Here is a 22,464-nt window from a genome sequence, read left to right as displayed (position 1 = left end):
GGTTTCTGTTAGACTTTTTGACGGAAAACGTGTTGTTTATAAAAACATCTTTTATGAATTGTTTACTTGTTAATGATGTGAAGGGGAGAGGCTATGCATGATTCATTAACCATCGCGCTATTGCAGGCGCGGGAAGCGGCGATGTCCTACTTCCGACCGATTGTGAAGCGCCATAACCTCACCGAGCAGCAGTGGCGTATCGTGCGCGTGCTGGCTGAGCATCCGTCGATGGATTTTCACGACCTGGCGTTTCGCACCTGCATTTTGCGCCCGAGCCTGACCGGCATTCTGACGCGCATGGAGCGCGACGGCCTGGTGCTGCGCCTGAAGCCGGTGAACGACCAGCGCAAGCTGTACGTGTCGCTGACCAAAGAGGGCAATGCGCTGTACGAGCACGCCCAGGCGCAGGTGGAAGAGGCGTATCAGCAGATTGAGGCGGAATACACGCCGGAGAAGATGAAGCAGCTGACGGCGCTGCTGGAAGAGTTTATTGAACTCGGAAACCGCCATAACGCAGCGCGGGAAGAAGAGTAAAAACCACAAATTCCAGGATGATTTTCGTAAAGTTTTCCCTTTCCAGGCCGAAAATTCTGTATCTGTCTGAGGAAAGAGAAAACATGTTAAACCGTATCAAGATTGTCACCAGCTTAATGCTGGTTTTAGCTATATTTGGCCTGTTACAACTCACATCCGGTGGTCTTTTCTTTAATGCTCTGAAGAATGACAAAGAGAATTTCACCGTCCTGCAAACCATTCGTCAGCAACAATCCACCCTGAACGGGAGTTGGGTTGCGCTGCTGCAAACCCGTAATACCCTTAACCGCGCGGGCATCCGCTACATGATGGATCAGAGCAATATCGGCAGCGGCGCGACCGTTAACGATCTGATGCAAATTGCGTCTGCCTCGCTGAAACAGGCGGAAAAAAACTGGGCTGACTATGAAGCCCTGCCGCGCGACCCGCGTCAAAGCGACGCCGCTGCGCTGGAGATTAAGCGTAACTACGATATCTACCACGGTGCGCTGGCAGAGCTGATTCAGCTGCTGGGGGCAGGTAAAATCAACGCCTTCTTCGACCAGCCGACCCAGAGCTACCAGGATGGTTTTGAGAAGCAGTACGTGAGCTACCTGCAGCAGAACGACAAGCTGTACCAGATGGCGGTTGAAGACAGCAACAGCTCCTTCAGCCAGGCGATCTGGGTGTTGATAAGCGTGCTGGTTGCCGTGCTGGTGGTGATCGTGGCTGTCTGGCTGGGTATCAAGCAGGCGCTGATCTCTCCGCTGACGCGTCTGATCGACAATATTCGCCATATCGCCAGCGGCGACCTGGTGAAGCGCATTGACGTGGAAGGGTCCAACGAGATGGGTGAACTGGCTGACTCGCTGCGTCATATGCAGAGTGAGCTGGTGCGTACCGTGGGCGACGTGCGTAACGGCGCGAATGCGATCTACAGCGGCGCGAGCGAAATCGCGATGGGCAATAACGATCTCTCTTCCCGTACTGAACAGCAGGCCGCTTCCCTGGAAGAGACCGCTGCCAGCATGGAGCAGCTGACGGCAACCGTTAAGCAGAACGCCGAGAACGCCCGTCAGGCGAGCCATCTGGCGCTGAGCGCGTCTGAAACCGCGCAGAAAGGCGGTAAAGTGGTGGACAACGTGGTGCAAACCATGCGAGACATTGCCGGTAGTTCACAGAAGATTGCCGACATTATCAGCGTGATCGACGGCATTGCCTTCCAGACCAACATCCTGGCACTGAACGCGGCGGTAGAAGCGGCGCGTGCGGGCGAGCAGGGCCGTGGTTTTGCGGTGGTGGCAGGGGAAGTGCGTAACCTGGCCCAGCGCAGCGCCCAGGCAGCTCGTGAAATTAAGAGCCTGATTGAAGACTCTGTGGGCCGCGTGGAAGTGGGCTCAACGCTGGTAGAAAGCGCCGGTGAAACCATGGGTGAGATCGTGAACGCGGTGACCCGCGTGACCGACATCATGGGCGAGATTGCGTCTGCCTCTGACGAGCAGAGCCGCGGTATCGACCAGGTGGGTCTGGCGGTAGCAGAGATGGACCGCGTGACCCAGCAGAACGCCTCGCTGGTGGAAGAGTCTGCCGCAGCAGCGGCGGCTCTGGAAGAGCAGGCGAGCCGCCTGACGCAGGCCGTGGCGGTGTTCCGCATTCAGCAGGAGCAGATGAAGGCGCGCGAGTTTGCTGCCGCGAAAAGCGTTGCCGCGCCGGTGATATCGCGTAAGGCCGCGACGGCGGACGCGGGCGATAACTGGGAAACGTTCTAATCCTGCGCGTTGTGCCGGGTGGCGGCTGCGCCCTGCCCGGCCTACGGAAAGGTGTTGTAGGCCCGGTAAGCGAAGCGCCACCGGGCGATATCAAAGCGGCAGACGCATGGCGCAGCGGGAGTTATACGCTAAGCCGTGCGCTGCTTCTTCTTCACGTTTTTCACGCAGTTCAGGCGTGAGTTCAGTGACGTATTCAAACCCCAGCTTTGCATAGAAGGGCGCATTCCACGGAACGTCCCGGAACGTCGTCAGCGTCAGCGATGTCAGCCCCACTTTGCGGGCATGGTCAGCCGCACGGGCGATGAGCTGCCGGCCAATTCCTTTTCCCTGCCAGGCCAGATCGACCGAGAGCTCCACAATATACAGTGCCGAAGGGTGTGCCTCTGCAAGGAGAAACCCCACGGGACGCTCGTTCGCCAGCGCCAGCCAGCTTAGCCCCCGTTCGGCATAGCCGAGGTGCTGTTCAGCGGAAATGACCTCACCCTCGGCAAGCCAGGCGAGATCCGGGTCGTCACGAAAACGTTCGCCCGCCGCGCGTTCAAGGGCGGGCAGGGCGGCAACGTCGTCGCTGGTGGTGGGGCGAATGTAAATGTTCATGGCGGGAAGTATAGCCTGACCTTCCGACATTATTTCGAGCAGACCAGCACCGGCGAGTAAAAGTTGCTAATCACCAGCGCATCATGCGGCGTGCGCTCTATCGTCAGGAGCCTTTTTTTCCCCAGCGTCAGGCCTGCCACGTATTTTTCAAATACGCCGGGCGGCATCGCATCGTGGCTAAAACGCTCCACTTTTTGAATGATGATTTCATAGAGTTCCCCCTCCACGTGCCGCCACTTAAACATCTCCTGCCGCGACACTTCCCAATTTTGCGGGGCGTTCTCGACGTTGCCGTTTAGGGTGATGTACCCGGTTTTGTCGGGGTGGAACCGCATGATGATTTCCCCATCAAAGGTGAAATCGTGATTGTCGCGTCTGTCGGAGAAGGTCAGGTTACCGTCGCAGGCCACCGCCAGCGGGGGCGTGTAGAAGTACCACGCCAGCGCGGCGCCGATGAGCATCAGGTTAAAGATCAGAATGAGCCAAATTTTTATCTGTCGCATATCACCACTCGTAATAGTAAAGCGTACGGCAGGCGCTCGCTTTATCCCGCGTGAGGGAACACTGGGAAAGCACCAGCCGCCCTTCGTGGCCGTAAAAAAGCGTTCTCTGGATGTGCATATAGAAAATGGAATTTTTCAGACACGGGAGATGGCCGTCCTGCTGAAGGGTTTGCGCCAGGGCAATCGCCTTCTCGTGAAACACATCCGCCAGCGGCGTAAAGGTGTAGACCGGACAGGAGCCGATATGGGTCAGCAGATGGATTTCCCTCTGCGGGTTTACTGGTTTGATCGCCGTTATCCAGAGGCACAGCGTCACGATCGCCAGAGTAAGCGCGCCGCAGAACAGTCGTTCCGGTCGAGCGCGCCATGCCGGTTTCGCCATTTTGGCGGCCGGGGGCGCCTCCTCCTGGGGCGTTACCGTGACGTCGGCGCTGAGCATAAAGCCCGTCTTAGGGACCGTGACGATAAACAGCGCGTCGGGAAGCAGGCTTGCCAGCATTTTGCGCAAAATACTGATGTACTGGTTTAACGAGTTGTTCGATCCCTGTAGCCCTCGCCGATCCCAGACCTCATGGAGAAAGGTGTCCCGTTCAATCACGTTGCCATGATGCTGGACCAGCAGCTTCAGGATGGTATTGGCCGTGCAGGTGAGGATCTGCGCATCCTCATCCGGCGCATTGATAAGAGAAACAGAACCGTCCTCGTCGTTGTAGACGATGGCATCAGCAAGCAGGTATTTCATAAGTTGTTGTAAAACAGACAGAGATAATGAAAAAAAAGAGAAGGTGTTTACATCTTCTAAGCAGAGCTGCTGGCTATTTTAACGCCATTGTTACCGATAACATTGATCCAGACGGTTTTTTGAGTGGTTTAATAAGTCAGCGTAATTATCACGTCGTCAATAAATTCCCCCGTACCGCTCAGAGGCTGGGCCGGGACTTCTCCGTAAACGGTGAAGCTTTGGGTGCCGCCTGCGGGATGGGTGACGACCAGCGCATCCCCGCTGCGCGAATCGCCCCAGCGTTGCGTGGCAGCGGCATCCTGCCAGAGCGCATAGCGCAGGCACTGGCCTTCGTCGTTGCAAAGCTGCCGCTGATTGCCGCTGGCATGGTTGCCGTTGCCCATGGCAAGGGTAAACGCCGTGCCGGCCGGACATCGCGTGGTGAGTGTTGCCGTGGAACGCGTCGGGCGCAGCGTGGCGGTGCTGCTCAGCGTGCCGAAGTTAAGCGGGGTGACGCGTTCTATGTAGCACCCCTGGCTGATTTCGGCCTGCGCGCTGGTGCCGCCCTGCACCTGCTCGCCCTCCGCGGAGCCGTCCGAGCAATTTTGCAGCGCATCCTGACGGGTGGCGCTGTGCCAGGCGATGCGCAGATTCATGTTGTAGTTGTAATAGTGGTACGCCGGCAGTTGGTTTTGCCCCGGCGGGAGGGTGGCGATAAGCGGAAAGCTACCGCTGATGCTGGTATTGCTTTGTGCAGTCAGGGTCTGCTGAATGAGATCCCCGCCGCTGGCGGGGCCCAGCTCCTGAGAGCGCGCGATGCCGTTAAGCAGGCGGAAGAGCAGGGTGTACTGTTTCCCCTCCTGGTCCCCGTTCGAGAGCATCTGAAAGGGTGGAGCATCAATGCTGCTCAGGCAGACGTTGATATATTCCATCGTGCCGTTATTGTCGGCCTGACAGCTAAATTTAACCTCGGTGTTGGTCGAGGCGGCATTTCCCGCCACGACGCTGCCAAAGTTGATGGCGGCGGGTGAGGTTATCCAGCACGCTGCCGCCATCGCCTTCATGGACAGCACGAGCAGCAGCAATAACGGTGTTTTTAATGACACAGTTGTTCTCCAATATTCTGTATTGATGACGCGGTGCGCGGGGCCGGAAGCGTGACCCGACACTCCCCCTCGCCGGTTTTCACCACCAGTTCACCCGGCAGGGGCGGATCTTCAAGCCAGATAAAACCGTCGCGTCCGACGATGGTCGCGCCGCGTGGCGTTGAAACGATGCTGCCCAGCGGGAGCGGCTTGTGGCGGCTGTCGACCAGCCGGGCCTGAACCGTCACGGCGTGATGGACATTAAAATCGACCTTTACCGCGCTGCCGTTGCCCGGTCTGGCATCCATGTCGGTGACGGGGGCCATAACATCGGCAGGGAGATCCAGCGGATTGATGCTGACCTTGCTGCTGTGGTATTGCGGCAGGTCGGTCAGCAGCAGATAGCCGTTTTCATCGGTTTCGCCTGCAGGGCGGTTTTCCAGCATTACTGGCACGTGTCCAACGCCGTGGGTGGAGACCAGCGCCAGACCCTGTTGGCTGTAGCGCAGGGCATGAAGGCTGCCATCCAGCAGCGTCAGGCTGCCTTCGGCTGAGGCGTACTGGTTGCCCAGCCTGGCGCCTTGCTCCAGCCCGACGTGCCACTCGCCTGCATGACCCAGATAGCCCACGTCCGCATAGATATCCCGGCGCTCACCAACGCTTTGTCCCAGCTGCCATGACCAGCCGCCGAGTCGATCGTCCGGCTGGTGGCGATAATCCATGCGTGACGTCTCGCGGCTGGTCTGAACGGAGAGAGTATCCGCACGGCCTAACGGGACCGAGAGCATAAGCTGAACGTTACTCGACGCATCCGTAAACGAACGGGTATAGCTCAGCGTGGTGGAGAGATGGGCCGGCAGCGAGACGGACCAGGAGGCGTTGAGGTAGCGCTGTTTGTTGCCCTGAATGTTTTGCTGTACCCAGCCTGCGCCTACGGTACCAAAATGAGGAACAGAGTGGCTTAGCCAGACGCTATCGCTGCGTCTGACCGGCAGGGCGCCGATCGTGCGGGCGTTATCGGCAAAGTCGGCATCGGTACGGACGGTGCTGGCAGAGAAGCCCGTCCCGCTGCCGTTCCATTGCCAGCCAAGGCCCCACTGTTTTCCCTGGCCATAGGGGCTGTCGCTCAGGGCAACATGTTGGCTAACAATCCCGATGTCGGGCGAGATCAGCCAGTCGACGCCTGTCCCGACATTGCGCAGTTTGCTCTGCTGTTCCGTGTGCAGCGCCAGCGTCAGCCGGTTACTTACCCCATAGCGCCAGCCCGCGTCGAGCACGGGATCGGGGGCATAGTCATTCGATCGCAGGGCGTAGTTTTGCCGCATCCAGCCGATATCCAGCGAGCCGCTGCTGAGCCCTTCCGCCAGCATCCCCGGCGCGCCGTAGAGATCGAGCTGTACGGTGCGACGCTGACCGTTGATGTCGGTAATGACCACCTGCGCCTGTCCGCTTCCGGTGAAGGAGGGCAGGGTATCCAGCAGAAAATCCCCCGGTGTCACGTGCTCGCTGCTCTGCTTAAGCCCGTCGATGTAAAGATCGACCGTTGAAGGCAGGACGGCAGTGTCGCTGTAGCGGCTGCGCGGTTCGGTGTTGAGCTGCGGATTAAGCTCAAAATTCCGCGCCCAGTGCAGGCCGCCAAAACGTACCTGCCGGCTCCAGCGGGTGCCCGTGGTGATGTTGTCGCCCAGCGCCAGGCTGGTCAGCGAGTCTGCGTTGTCCCACTGCCAGCGGGTTTCAAGACGCGTGTGGCTGGGCCGCCCAGCGCTGTTTTCCTCCCCCGCATGGCTTGAAAAGCTGCTGCTGAAGGTGCCGGGAAGCGCCCCGGATGCGGTCAACGAGGTCTGCGCGTTAAGCTGGCGGTTCCCCTGGGAGTCGCTGGCATAAAGGGCATACCCGAGCGTAAACGCGCTGATGGGCTGCGCCTCGGGATAGCGATACTGCGCGGTCGGCCTCTCGATAGTCAGGTGCTGCTGGCCGTCGAGCGCCTCTGCGTCGGCGGTAAGGGAGACCTGCTGAGCGTGTAAGTCGAGACTGACCTTCAGGCCAGGCAGGGACGTCAGTTCAACCCATTCGCTGTGGTCATCCGGGGCGCGAAGCCCCAGCTTTTTGAGGTCGCCGCGGTCAATCCACAGCGCCTCACCCACGACCCGGCAGGCCCACAGCTCCCCTCGAGGAGCGTGATTCACCGTGATGGCCAGCCATTGTACGGTGTCGGCGGCGGGTTCAACCCGGGCTGACAGCGTGAGCGGTAGCCAAAGCAGGAGCGCGAGTAGCGAGCGGGCGCAGGGGGATCTGGCTGGCATGGTGTTCATCATTGAGATAGGCGCGCAGTGCGCTGAGCGTGTGGTGTGAAGCCTGCTTAAGTGTCACAAGCGCGGTCTGTCCCGGTAGCACATAGCCCGCCAGCCCTTTCACCGATCCCACAACCTGCCCGCTGGCCGTCAGGGCCTGCAGGTGGCTCAGGCGAATATGGCTGTTCCCGGCGTTATAGCAGCGGATCGTTCCCGGGGGCTCCGCCTGTTCGCAGCTCAGGGCATCTCGGCTGACGGGCATATTCTGGTTTCCGGCAATAAAGACGGGAATCGAGTAGCGCAGCAGAAAGTGCACCGCGTTGGGGTTGGCCGCACGGGACGTTTCATCCGGCAGCTCATCAATGACCAGGCGGTAACTTTGCTCCTGTTCACGGATGCCGGGCTCCATAACGATGATGCGCACCAGCTGCTGCTGGCCCGGGGCCAGAGAGGTCATCGCCGGGCTACTGACCACCTCGTCGGTGGCCGTTAACACATCTTTGCCGTTTTGCTGGGTCCATTCGTAAACCCGTATCTGAGCATGGATGGCCGCTTTGCCGCTGTTCGTGAGGTAAACCGCGGATGCTCTTTGACCGCTCTGGAGATCGAGCGTCACGGGGGCCACCTGAAGCGTGGCGGCCAGCGCGTAGCGAGACAGCAGCGTCAGCATCAGGAGCCACAGAATGATGCAGGGAAGACAGCGCCGCATGATCAATACACCAGATTTAAGGTGACATCATCGCTGTAGGCGCCCGCCTGCGCGGTCGTCAGCGCCCCTGCGTCAATAACGCCATACAGCGTCTCTTCCTGCGCCATGCCGTTGCCGGTATCGGTAAGCCCATCGGTGCTGGTGATTTGCGTCTGTTTGCTCTCATCGGCAAAAAGTTTCCACGCTATCTTCTGTGCGCCCGTTTCACCGTTTTCCGGCTTCAGCCAGAAGGTGCCGTTTTCGCTGCTATCGTTGCTGGTGGCAGAGAGCGTGAACGGCGTACCGTTGGTACACACAATATCGACCTGCGTTTTGGCCTGAATTTCGCTTGATTCATCCGACCCGTGGCGTGAGAAATTGAGGTCGTTGGCTTTGAGGGTGCAGGATTTTACCACCTCAAGTGAAACGTGCATCGTCGCGCTTGCGGTGCTGTCTGCGGCGATCGCAGCGGCAGGAAGCAGGAGAGCGGAACAACATACAGCAGTGGAGATAATTTTCATGATCTTATTTCCTGACGTGAATAACAGTGCAATTACAGAGAAGTGGCCAGAGCGTCCAGCAGGCAGAGTTTTCGATGGAATTCTGCCAGGTTCTGACAGCAAAATTTGTTCATCGCGTTACGCTTGTGGGTGTAGATCGTTTTCGGTGACTTATTAAGGATTTGTGCGATACGCACCGGGCTGAAGCCTTTTTGAAGCAGCATGCAAACCCGCATTTCCTGGTACGTGAGCGTGGCGGTATTTTCTAAAGAGAAGGTCATGTCGCTAAAGCAGTGGCTTAGTTGGGCAAGGGACACATTTCCCGGGACCACTCTGATCCGCTCATTGCCTGGCAGGGCGTTAATGTCGTTGACCCTGGCCGTATCCGTAAATAACAGCCAGCTCTGCCCGGTGTGCGTGCTGAGCAGCTCCTGCAAACGCAGAAGCGCTTCTGGAGTAACGTTGTTGATCCAGTACGCCTCAGGACGGGGGGACACGGCCGTCGATACTATCGAATGGAGGCCGAGCCACAAAAACGCATTGCTGCTCAGAACGATGACCTGATAGCCGGCATTCGGGATGAAAGGCGTCATTTCATGCCCCACAGATAACCCTGGCCGTAGTCGGCCACGCTGGCGCGGGCCAGCGCGAAATCACCCGCGGTTTCGATGCCTTCTATCAGTACCTTACTGGCGACACGCTTGTACTGGCGGGTAAGGTGCAGGAACTTAGCCTGCTCGGTACGTCCGATCCAGAAGGTATGTTTGTCAATTTTGACGCCGCAGAAGCGGATCTGGCTGGCAAGCAGCTCGGGAAGAATGTCTTCGCAGACGTCGTCGGCCCACACTTCAACGCCCCACTGATGGAGCATCGCGATACCTGTTCGCAGGGACCGGCTTTGCATATCGTCGAGTTGTACCATCGTATGGAGATCGGTAACTTCGATAGCCAGCCTCTCCGGGCAGGAGGTTTCTTCTTTCAGCCTGTCGAGGAAGTCCGGTTCCAGCAGCAAATCCGATGTCGCATTGAGGTAATACTTGTCGCCTTCTTCGCAAGACAGGGTATGGCGAAGCTGCGCAAAGAAGTGTTCTTTACGCTGCGCAGAGGGCATTGAGCTAAAGTAGTCTTCAAGATTGACGTGGGGCTTTGCCGTGGACAATACCTCCCAGGCAATGACATTTTCACTGCGCAATGCCCGGATGGACTCGAACTTATAGCCGGTTAGCATGATAAAAGTGTGTACCGCTCCGTAGTGATTTCAGGAGCTGTACATTCTATGGTGGTGGATTTTTGCGGGATATTTATAAATAAAATTGGATTATATAAAGAGTTTTTATCTGATTTATAAACTTTATATAGAATTATTTATTTTCATAACCGCCCGGCGGAATGCCGGGCGGGGCATGCGTTAGCCTTGCTTGCTGACAATTTTGATTTCGACCATGCCAATCCCGAGCTGGCGCGGTGAGTGGCCGAGAATATTCCCTTCATTGGTGGACTGCGGATCTGGCGGCACAATGACTAAAGTATTGCTGCGCGATGGATTGGTGAAATGCAGCGTGTGAGTGCTTACGTCGTTACCAAGCGTCAGCGTCTGCTCTTCATCGCCCACGCGCACCGGCACGGGCTTATTCGCGTTGGGCCCGTAAGCTCTGGCTGTGATCACCAGGTCGAACTGTTCCGGCAGCGGATGGGTGTACTCAATTTTCACCTCGTTGCCCAGCTGCGCGTTCGACCACCGCCCCCAGGACTCCGGACGGGAGATGCCGCTAAACTGCTTCACTTCTTCAGGCGCGCCGGCCACGTTAAAGATGAAGCTGTCCGCTTTATAACGAATGTCGTTGTCGACGATTTTAAGCATGTCGATGTTGTGCTGATAGCGAGCCGTATCAATCACCGTATCTTTAAAGGCGGTTTTGCCTTTCCACTGGGCTTTGTCAACATGCTGCACGTTTTGTTCTCCGCCAAGCTGCCCCTGAGAGACGCACCAGTCGGTAGAAAGCGCCAGCGGCTGTGACCAGAGCTGGCCCATTTTGTAACACCGGTCGATCCAGACGAAGTTATCGCGAGGGGCGAAATCGGCCAGCTGGAAACGCAGCGGCGCGGAGTACTCACTTTCCGGCAGCGGTTCAACGCGGCTATCCGACACGCGTACCAGCAGCGGCAGACGGAAATTGCTGCCGGAGAAGGCGACGGTGTTTTTATCCCGATCGATGGTGAAGTCTTTCATCTCTTTCGGGAAGTTCCACAGGCGGATGATGTCGGGCTTCCAGGCGAGAATTTTCTCCTTCATGTTGAGGAAGACCTCCGACAGGGATTGTCCGGACAGCGTGCTGCGCCCAAGGCCAATAAAGTTGTCGCCGCCCAGAATGTCCAGCACCGTCGCGCCGTTATCCATGGAGTTGCGCTTGGTGGCGATCGTCTCCTGCTGCGGCTTGTCGCCGCGCAGGACGAAGAACAGATTGCTGCGGTCCTGCTTGTTGAGCTGATCCCACGCGCTGTTTTTCATCGCCAGATGATCGGACGAGACGACGATGACGGTGTTTTTAAACCAGGGCGAGGTTTTGATTTTCTCGACCAGCGCGGCGATGTGCTCCTGGCTACAGGTCACGGCGCTGAAAGACTTATTGTTTTTGCCGTCCACGTCATAGCTTTTGCGCTTACAGGTGCGCGAGACGAACCCGTCCGGATGGTGGGTATCCACCGTCAGCGCAAATAGAGAAAAACGCTTCCCGGCGCGGGACAGTTCCTCAAATTTCTTCCAGGTTTCGTCCAGCACCGTATCGTCATAGAAGCCCCAGTCGTTGCGGTAGGTCGGATCGGCAACCGTCGTTTTTAACTCTTCCGAGCCATACAGGTGGTCAAAACCGTGGGATTTCAGAAACACATCTTTTCCGGCAAAGCGCAGGTTTGCTCCCTGCATAAAGTAGTTTTCATAGCCGGAGTTTTTCAGAATATCGCCCAGGCAAATATTCTGCGGGAAGAACGTCGACATTGAAGCGGAGGCGTTGCCTTCAAAAGGCGCGAAGAGCGGGATACCGCACTGGGAAGCCACCATTCCGGCGATAGTGTAATCCGTGCCGGGCAGTTGCATGGTGTGGCTGAAGTCGAGACCTTCATTTTTCAGCGCGCCCAGGTCCGGCGTCAGGTTAGGGAACGCGTCGTTATCAAAGTAGGTACGCTCCAGGCTTTCACCGTAGATGTAGACAAGGTTGAGCTTCGGGTTGGCGATCGTTTTCGACGGCTCTTTGTAATAGGCCACGAAGTCCGGATCGCCGTCACGCGACTGGGATTTCACAAGCTCGGTAATTTGATGAAACGCCGGGCTGGCATCAACGGAGGCCAGCGCCAGGAACAGCGCCAGCAGGCTGTAGCCATGATGGTGAGGGAGATGGCGACGGCGGCGCAGCACCCAGGCGAGCGCGCCGAAAATCGTCACCAGCGCCACGATCAGTCCCAGCCCCGGAAGGATGTACTTACCCACCCCCGCGCCCGTCAGGCTGTTCGTCAGGGTGTAGAGCACAGCATCGTTAATGCCGTCGCCGGTGAAGTAATCGCTGGCGTATAAGGTAATGTTTAAAATGATAAAAATGCCGAGCACCACCAGCGTGGCGATAAACCACCAGGTGTTACGGCCGGCTTTCCAGGCATAAACGCCGACGGAAGCCAGAAAAAGGATAAGAGAGATAAATTCTGACAACAGCATATCCTCATGACACCAGGTGCTTCGCTGGCTAACTGTTTATTTTTGGTAAGACAATGTAATGGCGATGTCGTTTAGCTGCAATTTTAGTGTCACGAAAGTGTGCTGTTGTTAGGATTTGGTTTATAAAATCGTTTTTATGAAGGCGGTCGCATCCTGACAAACGGACGCTGAGACGGTGGCAGGTAGGAAAAACGCTCGTTTAACGCCGCGATGCAAGCCTATCGCATTAAACGCGGCGTGTTGTGGCAGAAAATGGGGCGGATCAGGAGATGAAATTAACGCCTTGTTTCAGCACCAGATCGCAGGCTTTGGTTTTCACCTGTTTTGCCAGAGAGGAGTTGCCGAGGGTGCTCAGGTTAAGCTGCTGGCCGTTTTGCGCGTTAAGCAGGCCCTGAATGCCGTCCATATAGCTGGTATCTGCTTTCTGTTCCTGCGTATCGAGACCCAGTTTGCCCAGCACCTGGTTTTTCACGTTTTGCGCGTCGGTCACGGACGCCAGCTTCTGCTTCGCGCAATATTCCAGAATCCCCGCCGCGTTGTTCATCGTGCCCGCGCTCAGGCTCTGGGAGCTGTTGCTCAGCAGGCTGGTGAGAGAAGAGGCCGAGAGCCCGCCCTGGGCGCTGCTGCCCTCTTTGGTCAGCTCATTTGCTGCGCTTGACAGGGAATCCTGCCAGGAAGCCGCTTGCGCTGCGCCGGTAACCAGCAGCGCGCCTAAAAAGGTGCTGATAAGAATCTGTTTTTTCATAATGGCTTTCTCAAAAAGGTCCGTTTTGGGCCGGAAGGGGTTCCAGTATATACCTGCGCCCTGCTGGTGATTCCTGGAACTGTCTTAATACTCTTTGCCGGTGACGCGGCTGCGGTAACTGTCCCAGTCGAAGATGACATACAAACTGTTGCCCAGCTTCATGCGGTCCATGACGCGTTCACCCAGTAAACGGGTCATCTCGTCAATGTTGTGGTTCGTCAGCATACCGGTGGGGCGTTTGGAGGAGGAGCGGCGATCGACAATCTGGTTAATGATGACCTTTTCATAACGGGATTCCGTCTGAACGCCTATCTCGTCGATGACCAGGAGATCCACATTGCTTAGATCGTTAAGCAGCTGTTCTTCGCTGGTTTCACGGTTGCTGAAGGTGTCTTTCATGGCGGACATGATATCGGCCACGGTGATGATGAGGACCGATTTACCGCGCAGAAGCAGCTCGTTGCAGATGGCGGCTGCGAGGTGGTTTTTTCCGGTCCCGGGCTTGCCGCTAAAAATGAAGCTCGCGATATTGCCGTCGAATTCATCCACGTACTGACGTGCGGCGGCAAGCGCGTTCATCTGCCCGGTGGTCTCAATTTTATAGTTATCAAACGAGCAGTTCTGATGCAGGGGACGAATACCGGAGCGGTTAAAGGTGCGCTGCATTTTCATCGCCCGGTTTTCGCGGGCGAGCGCGGCGGCACGAATTTCACCTTGTTCCTTTTGCCACGCCAGCAGCTCTTCACCCGTGGTGAAAGCGGGCTTCACGTTGGCAGGCATCATTTTTTGCAGACGTTTCATCAGGTCGCCGACGTTCTTCATTTCGCACCTCGGAATCCGCTTGGGATCTGTTTATCCGGTTCTGAAAACGCGTTGATATCGCGCTTTGGCCGGTCATTGTTGCTGGCGCGGGTTATTTGAAGATGACGCGCGAGCTTTTGCTGCCACTGGATGTGGGTGAACACTTTGCCTTCCGCCTGCCACCAGGCGGTAAACGCGGCGAGCTCTTCCGCGGTGGCGGGTTGGGTTAACGCAATGCCCCACAGTGCAGCCTGCCGCTGAAAATCCGCGTCAGGCTGCCAGCCCGCGTACAGGGCAAATTTACCCATAGGAACAGCCAGTGGGGCATTAACCGGTTCATCAAAGAACTGGTTATCCAGCGTGACGTCGCTCTCCGGGCGTGACAATTGCGCCTCGATCTCCAGAAGCTGTGCCAGACGTTCCGGCGTGATTGCGTAAAACGCCGGCGCGTTGTCGGCAAAAACCGCAACCGTGCCGCCTTCGGCGTGGGTCAACACACCGCGTGGGTCGCGCATAAAGGCATCAATGCCAGCAATGCTGGTGGTCAGAATTCTGGAGGACATAACGCTTACTCAACTGATTACTACGGGCGTGATATGGGCTTATGGTAGCACAGAGAGGGGGAAGGAAAGGAGGGGGAAGTGCAGGCTGGTGCCCTCATCCTGGCCCTCTCCCGGCGGGAGAGGGAACAGAACCGATTACGCGATGATATTCAGCGTGACGTCAATATTGCCGCGGGTCGCGTTAGAGTAAGGGCAAACAATGTGCGCCGCATCGACCAGTTTTTTAGCTTCAGCAGGATCCATACCTTCTACGTGGATATTCAGTTTTGCTTCGATACCAAAACCGGTTGGCAGCGGGCCGATACCCACTTCGCCTTCAATAAACGCATCTTTTGGCAGGGTAAATTTGTCGCGAGCCGCCACAAACTTCATCGCGCCCAGGAAGCAGGCAGAGTAACCCGCGGCAAACAGCTGCTCAGGGTTCGTGACTTCTCCCCCCATGCCGCCCATCTCTTTTGGTACGCCCAGTTTGACATCCAGTACGCCATCGGAAGAGGTCGCGCGGCCGTCACGGCCCCCGGTTGCTTTTGCTTTGGCGGTATAAACAACTTTTTCTAAAGACATGGCAGGTTCCTCATCTTACTTTTGTATGTGCTATTTAATAGCGTGCGATATATATGGGTAAACTAAGACGCGTAAAGTATAGCCTCACGCGCGTTGAATCTGTTGTCGCAAAAGTTCCAGCTGTTGCTTGAGCGCCAGCATGGTGTCGGTATCACACTGTGCGGCGCATCCCACCGCATGTGGGATACCCAATGCCTGCTGCTGAAGTTCACGTCCGGCTTCAGTCAGCGTGACGGCGACCTGACGTTCATCTTTACGAGAGCGGTGGCGGTTGATGAGCCCTGCGCTTTCCAGACGCTTCAGGAGCGGCGTCAACGTTGCGGAGTCAAGGAACAACCGTTCACCGATGTCCGACACCGTCACGTCATCCTGCTCCCACAGCACCAGCATCACCAGATATTGCGGGTAAGTCAGGTTCAGCGGTGCCAGCAGTTGCCGGTACAGCTTATTAAGCGCCAGATTTGCCGAATAGAGGGCAAAACAGAGCTGGTTATCCAGCAGGAGTGCAGCGGTCGTGTCGTTCGTTTTTGCGTTCATGAAATGAATATAGATTGTGTGCGATTTAATTGCAAGCAATATTATGGGCAGGTATAACGCAGCGCCACCTGAACAGCCATTTTACGGTAGTGCTGGCGCTGGGCCTGTTCGTCTGCACCCTCTTCAAACAGCAGGGTGAAGGTGTAGCTGTTGGCAACGTAGTGAAAGCTGAAGCTGCTGATCAGACGGTGAAGATCGCGGGCGTCAACCGTCTGGCTGAATAGGAGCTTTTCTTTGCCCCGGCGCAGGATGCCTTCCAGCAGGTCGAGCGCGCTGCGGTTGACCTGGCGAAGATAGTTTGACTGCTGCATAAAGCGGCCGCGCTGCATGTTTTCCATGCAGATTATGCGGATGTAATCCGAGTGGTCGGCGTGATAGTCAAAAGTGGCTTCAACCAGGTGGACCAGCGCTTCGACAGGGGGCATATCCGCCAGGCTGAGCGCTTTTTCACTGGCGCGAATTTGGGTGTAAACGTATTCCAGGACAAGCAGGTAGAGATTTTCTTTGTTTTTAAAATGGTAAACCACCATGCGTTTGGTGGTACCCGCTTTCTCGGCGATCTGCTCCATGCGGGCACCGTTCAGTCCAAATTCGGCAAACAGCGCGATAGCGCTCTGAAAAATTTTCTCTTTCAGGCTCGATTCTTCACTGTGCTCGGGGTGTTCGCTGCCAGGGTTAGCCACATCCTTTCCTTATTTTTACCAAACGGACCAGAAAGATTATCTCCACGGCAGCGAAATAACACAAATATCAAACGCGCGGGCGCTTGCGGTAGAGCCATAGCCCGGGTATCGACAGCCCGATAGAGAGCGCGCCGACGATGGAGGACGCCTTAAGAAAGTTGCTCAGGAGAAGAATCATCTGCGGCTCGGTGTAGCCAAAATGGCTGATTTTCACCGCGGAAATCATCGCCGTATAGGCAGATATGCCGGGGAACATCGGAATAACGGCGGCGACGGTGAACACTTTCGGATGCGCCAGATACCAGCGCGACCACTGAATACCGATGCTGCCGACCAGCATAGAGGCGATAAACGTCGACCATTCGATGTTAAAGCCCGCCGTCATCATCACCATTCGTGAGCCATGACCGATTGCGCCCAGCAGGGCACACCACGGCAGCGCGCGTTGCGGAACGTTAAATACCATCGCAAAGCCGACGGCAGGAATGGCGGCCAGGAGCATGTCCTGTGCCAGCGCCAGCAGAAAATCTATCACGCCCATCCGCGTAGCCCCCACAACGTCATCGCCATCACCACGCCGATGCAGGTCGCCAGCGTCAGCAGGCTGGCGATGGCCCAGCGTGCCAGGCCGGTATTGATGTGCCCTTTAAACATGTCGGCGACGGCGTTAATCAGCGGGAAGCCCGGCACCAGCAGAAGCACGCTGGCGGCCATCGCAATCGTTGGGGTAGCGGCAAACTGCGGCAGGCGCAGCAGCAGGCCAGACACCGTGGTGGCAACAAACGCGGTGATGCAGAAATTAATTTGTGGGTGCAGCTGCCGGTGCGTCAGCATCTGGCGCACGTACATGGCGATGCTGCTGGCGAAAAAGGTGACGATCGCGCCGTCCCAGCCGCCTTTATTGAGCTTGCAAAAACAGGCGCACGACAGCCCTACCATGAGCACGACCAGCCAGCGTGGATAACGTAATGGCTTGATTTGGTTAAACCGTTTTTCAATCTCCTTGAGATCGAGAAGCTTATGCTCAGCCAGGATGACGATGTGCTGGACCTCAGTTACAACGTGCATATTAATGCCGCGGTCGTGGTTTTTACGGGTGGACGTCAGACACTGCCCGTCTTTAATGGTGGTCAGCACAATGGCGTTGGATGAGATAGCGCTTTCAACGCTGTCCATTCCCAGCGCCAGTCCCAGCCGGGTTGAAAGCTCTTCGACCAGCGCGCTTTCCGCGCCGTGCTGGAGCAGAAAAAGACCGCACTGAATACAGAGCCGCGTGATAGCACGCTGCGTTGACCGATCTGCCTGCATGTCGTGTCCCGAAGAGAAAGTGGATAGTTGCCGATTGGCCCATAATGCCTACTTTTAGCACAAAGTGCGGTGACCTTTGCTGTGGATCAGATCAAGGTTTATGCAAACAGTTGCGACTCCCGCCACGAAAGGTTTTTTGTATTAATTTATCAATGCGGTGAATTATTATTTTGGAAATATAAGATATTTGTATTTAGTTATTCTAATTTTATATTGTCGTTATTTTAATGACTACGTAATTAAATTTATTTGCGCTTTGTGAGATATTAGCGCTGTTTTAGGCGTTTCTTAAACCAAGAACATATCTCATCTTCTGCTTGTATTAATCCGTTTTACACTCAGGGACGAAAATACTTATACATTGATGCGTTTAAGGTTACTCATCAAATGAAAAATGGACACGGAGGGTCTATGTTGTCACTGCCTGGTAAGCATGGCGTTGTCATTAGCCGAATACCCGTAATGCAGAATGGGCTAGGGGACGTAATGGCGCGTCATTTCCCCGATTTTGAATTGACCTACTGCCGCTCACTACAGGAGTTAACCCTGCTTCAGTTGCGCCGCGCAGACGTGATTATCGCCGATGTTTCAGGCGAATACAGGAACCCACGGGGTACGCTCGAAGAGTATTACCGCTTACTGAACCAGTACCGGGAAATCCACTGGATCTTTTTGGTCTCCCGGCCGTTTTACCCTATTGCCGTTGAGTTGCTTATGCGGCCGGAAAGCACGCTGCTTTCTGATATGGAACCTATTGAAGGTGTTGTTAACGCTATCCGGGCAGGGAGTGAACGCGCGGAGCGGATAAGCCAGACGTTATTAACCCCAGAACCTCAGGAAAGTGAGGATAATGACGAACACTTTATTGCGCTCACGCACTCTGAACGTAAGGTGCTTCGCCTGTTAGGCAAAGGGTGGGGGATTAACCAAATCGCTACATTGCTTAAAAAGAGCAATAAAACGATCAGTGCGCAGAAAAACAGTGCGATGCGAAGGCTCTCATTGCGGAGTAATGCCGACATGTACGCCTGGATCAACAGTACACAGGGAATGAGAGAGCTGAGTTTAATGTCAGCCTATGGAGAGTTCGAGGAATGGAAAAAACCGATTCAACAAGACATATCGCCATCATCGAAAATTGCGCGATGAGTGCGGTCGGGCTGCAGCATCTTTTTACGCAGTCTGAACTCAGCCAATATCAACTGCACCTGTTTAATGATTTTGATGGCTTTAAGAAAGCACTGCATCACGTGAATTTTTTCTCGCTGATCTATTCGCTTTCCGATGCGCGAGAAGAGCGCCGTAACTGCCTTGCGCATCTGCGGGATCTTGCGTTTACGCATAGCCATATCCAACGCATTATCCTGGTCTCGGATGAGATGGAAGCGCGGTTGATTAGCCATCTTTCGCCTTCACGTCTGCACGGTGTGGTCAGTAAATCGGTGACCCTCGAACACCTGATGAAGGAATTCATGGTGTTGTTGAGCGAAACGCTGCGCATTAATGACAATATGCTTAACCACTGGTACTGCAGTCAGAACCGGATGTTAAGCCCAACGGAAAGAGCGATTTTGCGTTATATGTCATGCGGGTATTCCATCCCCGAAATCGCGGCGCAGCTTGAGCGCAATATCAAGACTATTCGCGCGCATAAGTTTAATGCGATGGTGAAGCTGGGGGTGAACTCTGACGTAGGGTTGCTTGACGCAGCGGATATTCTTACCCATCTCCCGGTTAGAGAACCGCGAACTGCGGGGCTAAGCAAACCGACATTTTTGTAACCTGCCTTTTGCGCGCCAGATACGCTCTGGCGCATCATTCAGATGCACACATCAACCCACTTTGCGGATGTCAGCTCTGCCATTCTGTCTGGAGAAATACGCACGGCACTATGAATTGCGCCAGCGGCAGGGAGCACTTCAGCGTATTGTTTTAACGAGATATCGCAGTAAACCGCGAGCGGGTTTTCCAGCCCGAACGGGCAGACGCCACCAACGGGATGACCAGTAACGGTAACCACTTCATCGCTGCTGAGCATGCGTGCTTTCGCGCCAAACGTGTCTTTCAGTTTTTTGTTATCCAGACGCGCATCACCCTTCGCCACGACCAGAATCACCTCATTTTTAACCTTCAACGATAAGGTTTTGGCAATTTGTCCCGGCTCTACACGGTGGGCGGCAGCAGCCAGCGCAACGGTAGCCGTACTCTGGCTAAGTTCTATTACCTCTATCTCCGGCGCGTTGTCGGCAAAAAACTGCTGTACGGACTGCAAACTCATTGTTTCCTCCTGACAAATATCCTGCGTAATCTGTCATAAGAATTTATGCTCTGTAAATATCTCTTAAGTAACAAATATCCAGGATGGCTGATTTCTGGATCCTCTTCACAATCACAGAAACCGGTTACAGTAACCGGTTGCAGAGCGTGATGCGTAGATTAATACTGAGTATGTAACGTCCCCTGTATCCAATAATAAGAGCCAATTATGAAACCATTTCGTCTGAGCAGTACCGCTGGTACGCAAGCCAGCAAGGTTGTGAAGCTGATTTATGGAACAACGTGCGGCGCGAGTGCGCCCGTAATAAACGTCTGACAGGAGATCAACCATGTCTGCCAACCATGCTGCGTTTAATCTGATATTCCGTTTCGTTGAAAATTACGTGAGCCCGATTGCCGGGCGTATCTCGTCCCAGCGTCATGTCATGGCTATCCGTGATGGGTTTATCTCCGCGATGCCGTTCATGATTGTAGGTTCATTTTTATTAGTGTTTGCTTACCCACCGTTTTCGCCTGATACCACCTGGGGTTTTGCGCGCGCCTGGCTGGATATGGCAAAGCAGTTTGAAGGCCAGATCCTGACGCCGTTTGATATGACGATGGGCATTATGTCCATTTATATCTGCGCGGCCATCGCCTATAACCTTGGCAAACATTATGTCAAAACGCACCAGCTGGATCCGTTCATGTGCGCCATGCTGTCTCTGATGGCGTTTCTGCTGGTTGCAGCCCCTAAAACTAAAGGCACGCTTCCCGTTGACAGCCTGGGTGGAACGGGTATTTTTACCGCCATTCTGGTGGCGATTTACTGCGTTGAGATGATGCGTTTCCTGAAAGCGCATAACATCGGTATTCGCCTGCCAGACCAGGTGCCGCCGATGATCAAAAACTCCTTTGACCTGCTGATCCCGGTGCTGGTGGTGGTGTTAACGCTTTATCCGCTAAGCCTGTTGATTCAGTCTCAGTTTGACATGCTGATTCCGCAGGCAATTATGTCCATCTTCAAGCCCCTGGTTTCCGCGGCGGACTCACTGCCCGCAATCCTGCTGGCGGTGTTGATTGGGCATCTGCTGTGGTTCGCCGGGATCCACGGGGCGGCCATCGTCTCCGGGATGCTACAGATGTTCTGGCTGACTAACCTCGGGGCTAACCAGACCGCTCTGGCCGCCGGTCATCCCCTGCCACATATTTTTATGGAAGCCTTCTGGACGTTCTTTATCGTGATTGGGGGGTCGGGTGCGACGATGGGGCTGGTGATTTGCTATCTGCGCAGTCGCTCAGCGCATTTACGCTCTATCGGCCGATTGAGCGTGGTGCCCAGCTTCTTTAACATCAACGAACCAGTTATCTTCGGTACGCCGATCGTGATGAACCCGGTGTTCTTTATTCCGTTCCTGCTGGCCCCGATGGTTAACGCCGTGCTGGCCTGGGCGGCGATGACGTTTGATCTGATTGGCCGTGTTATTTCCGTAGTACCCTGGACGGCACCGGCGCCGATAGGCGCAGCATGGGCGCTGGGCTGGGATTTCCGTGCCGCTATTCTGGTGGTCGTTCTGGCCTGCGTATCGGCAATCATCTACTTCCCGTTCTTTAAAGTGTACGAGAAACAGCTGCTGGAGCAGGAAGCGGAAGAAGCGCAGCGTAATGCGGAAGAGGACAACCAGCAGGTGGCCTAGGTAAAAGCAAAACGGCAACTTTCAGGTTGCCGTTTTTAGTGTTTGTTCCCTCAGCCCCGTGGGAGAGGGTGAGGGCATCAGGCCGCACCCGATTATTTCAGCGTGCAATCCCCGCACTGCTTGACGTCCGGCAGGCGATAGCGCTGGCAGCAGGTACGACGCACCAGAAGCCCGTCACGGAGCACAACGGTACGGAATAATGGGTTATCGCGGCCATCGGAAAGTTGTTTTGCAAAGAAGCAGGACTGACGCAGGGCCTCCACTTTCTCATCGCCGATCAGCGGTTTCATTTCCGTTAAATACCAATGGATTAAATATCCGGTATTACTCCAGATAAGCTTCCCGTTGATCTCGCCCGTTGCTTCAAGTGCCTCCACCACTGGGATCAGGGCCTGGATGACAAGCTGTTCCAGACGTTCCTGAGCAGAGAACTGCTCTGCGCCGCGATCTTCGTGCAGGTCAATCCAGAAACAGGCTGCTCGGCCAGTTTCGTGGAACTCGACGTGAAAATGATCCGGGGAGAGCGCCAGCATGCTCTTTTGGGTTAACACCGCCAGCATGAGCGGGGGAACCATCAGCCCGATATACCATTGTGCCCACAGGGAAAGCAGCGGTTTATTTTCCCGCGTTAGGGTCGGCTGATTGCGATAGATATGGTCGGAATAGGTTGCAAGTAGCGACTGCAGCGTAGAGGGTTGCTGCCACTGAGCGAGCGTCATGGCGTGATGCGGGGGCGCTTCATCAAGCCTGATAAAGTCCAGAAGGTGGGCGCGCGTCTGTGCAATCTTATCCCGTATGGCATCCGCAAGCGACGCATCCCGGCTGGTGAGCGGCGCTCGCCAGAGGAGTGGTTCAACGATGTGTGCGGTTTGCGTAGCCATAGTTGAGATAGGAATCTAAATGATAATGATTGCCAATCCTAACTATTGCTCATACC

At 55.5% G+C, this 22,464-nt stretch carries 25 protein-coding genes; 5 read left to right on the top strand and 20 right to left on the bottom strand.

From position 1 onward, the window contains the following. Positions 1-93 precede the first annotated feature (93 nt). Both hpaR and tsr read left to right on the top strand, forming a co-directional pair. The gene (gene hpaR / locus AB8818_RS14205) at positions 94-534 is read left to right on the top strand and encodes a homoprotocatechuate degradation operon regulator HpaR (protein ID WP_023334396.1); all 441 of its coding nucleotides are present in this window, start codon (positions 94-96) and stop codon (positions 532-534) included. 83 nt (positions 535-617) lie between these two features. Further along, positions 618-2,282, top strand: coding sequence for a methyl-accepting chemotaxis protein (gene tsr / locus AB8818_RS14200; RefSeq protein ID WP_116342621.1), 1,665 nt, complete (start codon positions 618-620; stop codon positions 2,280-2,282). Between the two features lie 90 nt (positions 2,283-2,372). Here tsr and AB8818_RS14195 read toward each other — a convergent pair whose 3' ends face one another. The 18 genes from AB8818_RS14195 to AB8818_RS14110 all read right to left on the bottom strand — a co-directional run bounded on the left by AB8818_RS14195 (position 2,373) and on the right by AB8818_RS14110 (position 17,574). Beyond that, a complete protein-coding gene (locus AB8818_RS14195) occupies positions 2,373-2,879 on the bottom strand; it encodes a GNAT family N-acetyltransferase (protein WP_163331028.1) in 507 nt (168 codons plus the stop codon). A gap of 29 nt (positions 2,880-2,908) precedes the next feature. After that, positions 2,909-3,382 (bottom strand): hypothetical protein, encoded by a 474-nt coding sequence (locus AB8818_RS14190; protein WP_116342343.1) that lies wholly within the window; start codon positions 3,380-3,382, stop codon positions 2,909-2,911. 1 nt (position 3,383) lies between these two features. After that, positions 3,384-4,124: a winged helix-turn-helix domain-containing protein gene (locus AB8818_RS14185; RefSeq protein ID WP_116342345.1), complete on the bottom strand. Its 741-nt coding sequence runs from the start codon at positions 4,122-4,124 to the stop codon at positions 3,384-3,386. 128 nt (positions 4,125-4,252) lie between these two features. Beyond that, positions 4,253-5,209: a spore coat U domain-containing protein gene (locus tag AB8818_RS14180; RefSeq protein WP_192981919.1), complete on the bottom strand. Its 957-nt coding sequence runs from the start codon at positions 5,207-5,209 to the stop codon at positions 4,253-4,255. After that, entirely contained in the window at positions 5,200-7,491 is a 2,292-nt protein-coding gene (locus tag AB8818_RS14175) for a fimbria/pilus outer membrane usher protein (RefSeq protein ID WP_226857525.1), read from the bottom strand. The genes AB8818_RS14180 and AB8818_RS14175 overlap by 10 nt, the downstream gene beginning before the upstream one ends. After that, entirely contained in the window at positions 7,412-8,188 is a 777-nt protein-coding gene (locus AB8818_RS14170; protein ID WP_116342351.1) for a molecular chaperone, read from the bottom strand. The genes AB8818_RS14175 and AB8818_RS14170 overlap by 80 nt, the downstream gene beginning before the upstream one ends. A 2-nt stretch (positions 8,189-8,190) precedes the next feature. Continuing rightward, entirely contained in the window at positions 8,191-8,688 is a 498-nt protein-coding gene (locus AB8818_RS14165) for a spore coat protein U domain-containing protein (protein WP_116342353.1), read from the bottom strand. Between the two features lie 32 nt (positions 8,689-8,720). After that, positions 8,721-9,260, bottom strand: coding sequence for a helix-turn-helix transcriptional regulator (locus AB8818_RS14160; RefSeq protein WP_192981921.1), 540 nt, complete (start codon positions 9,258-9,260; stop codon positions 8,721-8,723). Then, positions 9,257-9,895: an EAL domain-containing protein gene (locus tag AB8818_RS14155; protein ID WP_116342357.1), complete on the bottom strand. Its 639-nt coding sequence runs from the start codon at positions 9,893-9,895 to the stop codon at positions 9,257-9,259. Before AB8818_RS14155 ends, AB8818_RS14160 begins: the two co-directional genes overlap by 4 nt. Before the next feature lie 180 nt (positions 9,896-10,075). Next, positions 10,076-12,367 carry a phosphatidylglycerol--membrane-oligosaccharide glycerophosphotransferase gene (opgB, locus tag AB8818_RS14150; RefSeq protein ID WP_166710042.1) on the bottom strand — a complete coding sequence of 764 codons (2,292 nt, stop codon included), beginning with the start codon at positions 12,365-12,367 and terminating at the stop codon, positions 10,076-10,078. A gap of 268 nt (positions 12,368-12,635) precedes the next feature. After that, on the bottom strand, positions 12,636-13,118 hold the full coding sequence (locus tag AB8818_RS14145) for a DUF2501 domain-containing protein (RefSeq protein WP_116342359.1): 483 nt from the start codon (positions 13,116-13,118) through the stop codon (positions 12,636-12,638). An 84-nt stretch (positions 13,119-13,202) separates the two neighbouring features. Beyond that, on the bottom strand, positions 13,203-13,940 hold the full coding sequence (gene dnaC, locus AB8818_RS14140; protein WP_045327555.1) for a DNA replication protein DnaC: 738 nt from the start codon (positions 13,938-13,940) through the stop codon (positions 13,203-13,205). Beyond that, positions 13,937-14,482 (bottom strand): primosomal protein DnaT, encoded by a 546-nt coding sequence (gene dnaT / locus AB8818_RS14135; protein WP_163331032.1) that lies wholly within the window; start codon positions 14,480-14,482, stop codon positions 13,937-13,939. Before dnaT ends, dnaC begins: the two co-directional genes overlap by 4 nt. A gap of 135 nt (positions 14,483-14,617) precedes the next feature. After that, the gene (locus tag AB8818_RS14130; protein WP_023310299.1) at positions 14,618-15,046 is read right to left on the bottom strand and encodes an organic hydroperoxide resistance protein; all 429 of its coding nucleotides are present in this window, start codon (positions 15,044-15,046) and stop codon (positions 14,618-14,620) included. An 84-nt stretch (positions 15,047-15,130) separates the two neighbouring features. Further along, on the bottom strand, positions 15,131-15,583 hold the full coding sequence (locus AB8818_RS14125) for a MarR family winged helix-turn-helix transcriptional regulator (RefSeq protein ID WP_028015419.1): 453 nt from the start codon (positions 15,581-15,583) through the stop codon (positions 15,131-15,133). A gap of 41 nt (positions 15,584-15,624) precedes the next feature. Further along, positions 15,625-16,266, bottom strand: a complete 642-nt coding sequence (locus AB8818_RS14120) for a TetR family transcriptional regulator (RefSeq protein WP_163331033.1) — start codon at positions 16,264-16,266, stop codon at positions 15,625-15,627. A 67-nt stretch (positions 16,267-16,333) separates the two neighbouring features. After that, a complete protein-coding gene (locus AB8818_RS14115; RefSeq protein ID WP_024908279.1) occupies positions 16,334-16,807 on the bottom strand; it encodes a threonine/serine exporter in 474 nt (157 codons plus the stop codon). Beyond that, a complete protein-coding gene (locus tag AB8818_RS14110; RefSeq protein ID WP_116342367.1) occupies positions 16,798-17,574 on the bottom strand; it encodes a threonine/serine exporter ThrE family protein in 777 nt (258 codons plus the stop codon). Before AB8818_RS14110 ends, AB8818_RS14115 begins: the two co-directional genes overlap by 10 nt. A gap of 411 nt (positions 17,575-17,985) precedes the next feature. Between AB8818_RS14110 and AB8818_RS14105 the strand changes: the two genes are divergently transcribed. Continuing rightward, positions 17,986-18,723, top strand: coding sequence for a LuxR C-terminal-related transcriptional regulator (locus AB8818_RS14105; protein WP_192981924.1), 738 nt, complete (start codon positions 17,986-17,988; stop codon positions 18,721-18,723). After that, positions 18,720-19,355: a DNA-binding transcriptional activator BglJ gene (bglJ, locus tag AB8818_RS14100; RefSeq protein WP_116342372.1), complete on the top strand. Its 636-nt coding sequence runs from the start codon at positions 18,720-18,722 to the stop codon at positions 19,353-19,355. Before AB8818_RS14105 ends, bglJ begins: the two co-directional genes overlap by 4 nt. A gap of 38 nt (positions 19,356-19,393) precedes the next feature. Here bglJ and AB8818_RS14095 read toward each other — a convergent pair whose 3' ends face one another. After that, positions 19,394-19,852: a YbaK/EbsC family protein gene (locus AB8818_RS14095; RefSeq protein WP_023331967.1), complete on the bottom strand. Its 459-nt coding sequence runs from the start codon at positions 19,850-19,852 to the stop codon at positions 19,394-19,396. A gap of 328 nt (positions 19,853-20,180) precedes the next feature. On the opposite strand from AB8818_RS14095, the gene AB8818_RS14090 reads away from it, so the two are divergent. Continuing rightward, positions 20,181-21,527, top strand: a complete 1,347-nt coding sequence (locus AB8818_RS14090; protein WP_116342375.1) for a PTS sugar transporter subunit IIC — start codon at positions 20,181-20,183, stop codon at positions 21,525-21,527. Positions 21,528-21,619: 92 nt separating this feature from the next. Here AB8818_RS14090 and fhuF read toward each other — a convergent pair whose 3' ends face one another. Next, positions 21,620-22,408, bottom strand: coding sequence for a siderophore-iron reductase FhuF (fhuF, locus tag AB8818_RS14085; RefSeq protein ID WP_192981927.1), 789 nt, complete (start codon positions 22,406-22,408; stop codon positions 21,620-21,622). Positions 22,409-22,464: the final 56 nt, after the last annotated feature.

Origin of the sequence: Enterobacter sp. KB-280D8 (assembly GCF_041399405.1) — a bacterium.
Taxonomy (GTDB): Bacteria; Pseudomonadota; Gammaproteobacteria; order Enterobacterales; family Enterobacteriaceae; genus Enterobacter; species Enterobacter cloacae_N.
Note: the sequence above shows the minus strand (reverse complement) of the source record. Positions and strands in the feature narration are given on the sequence as shown.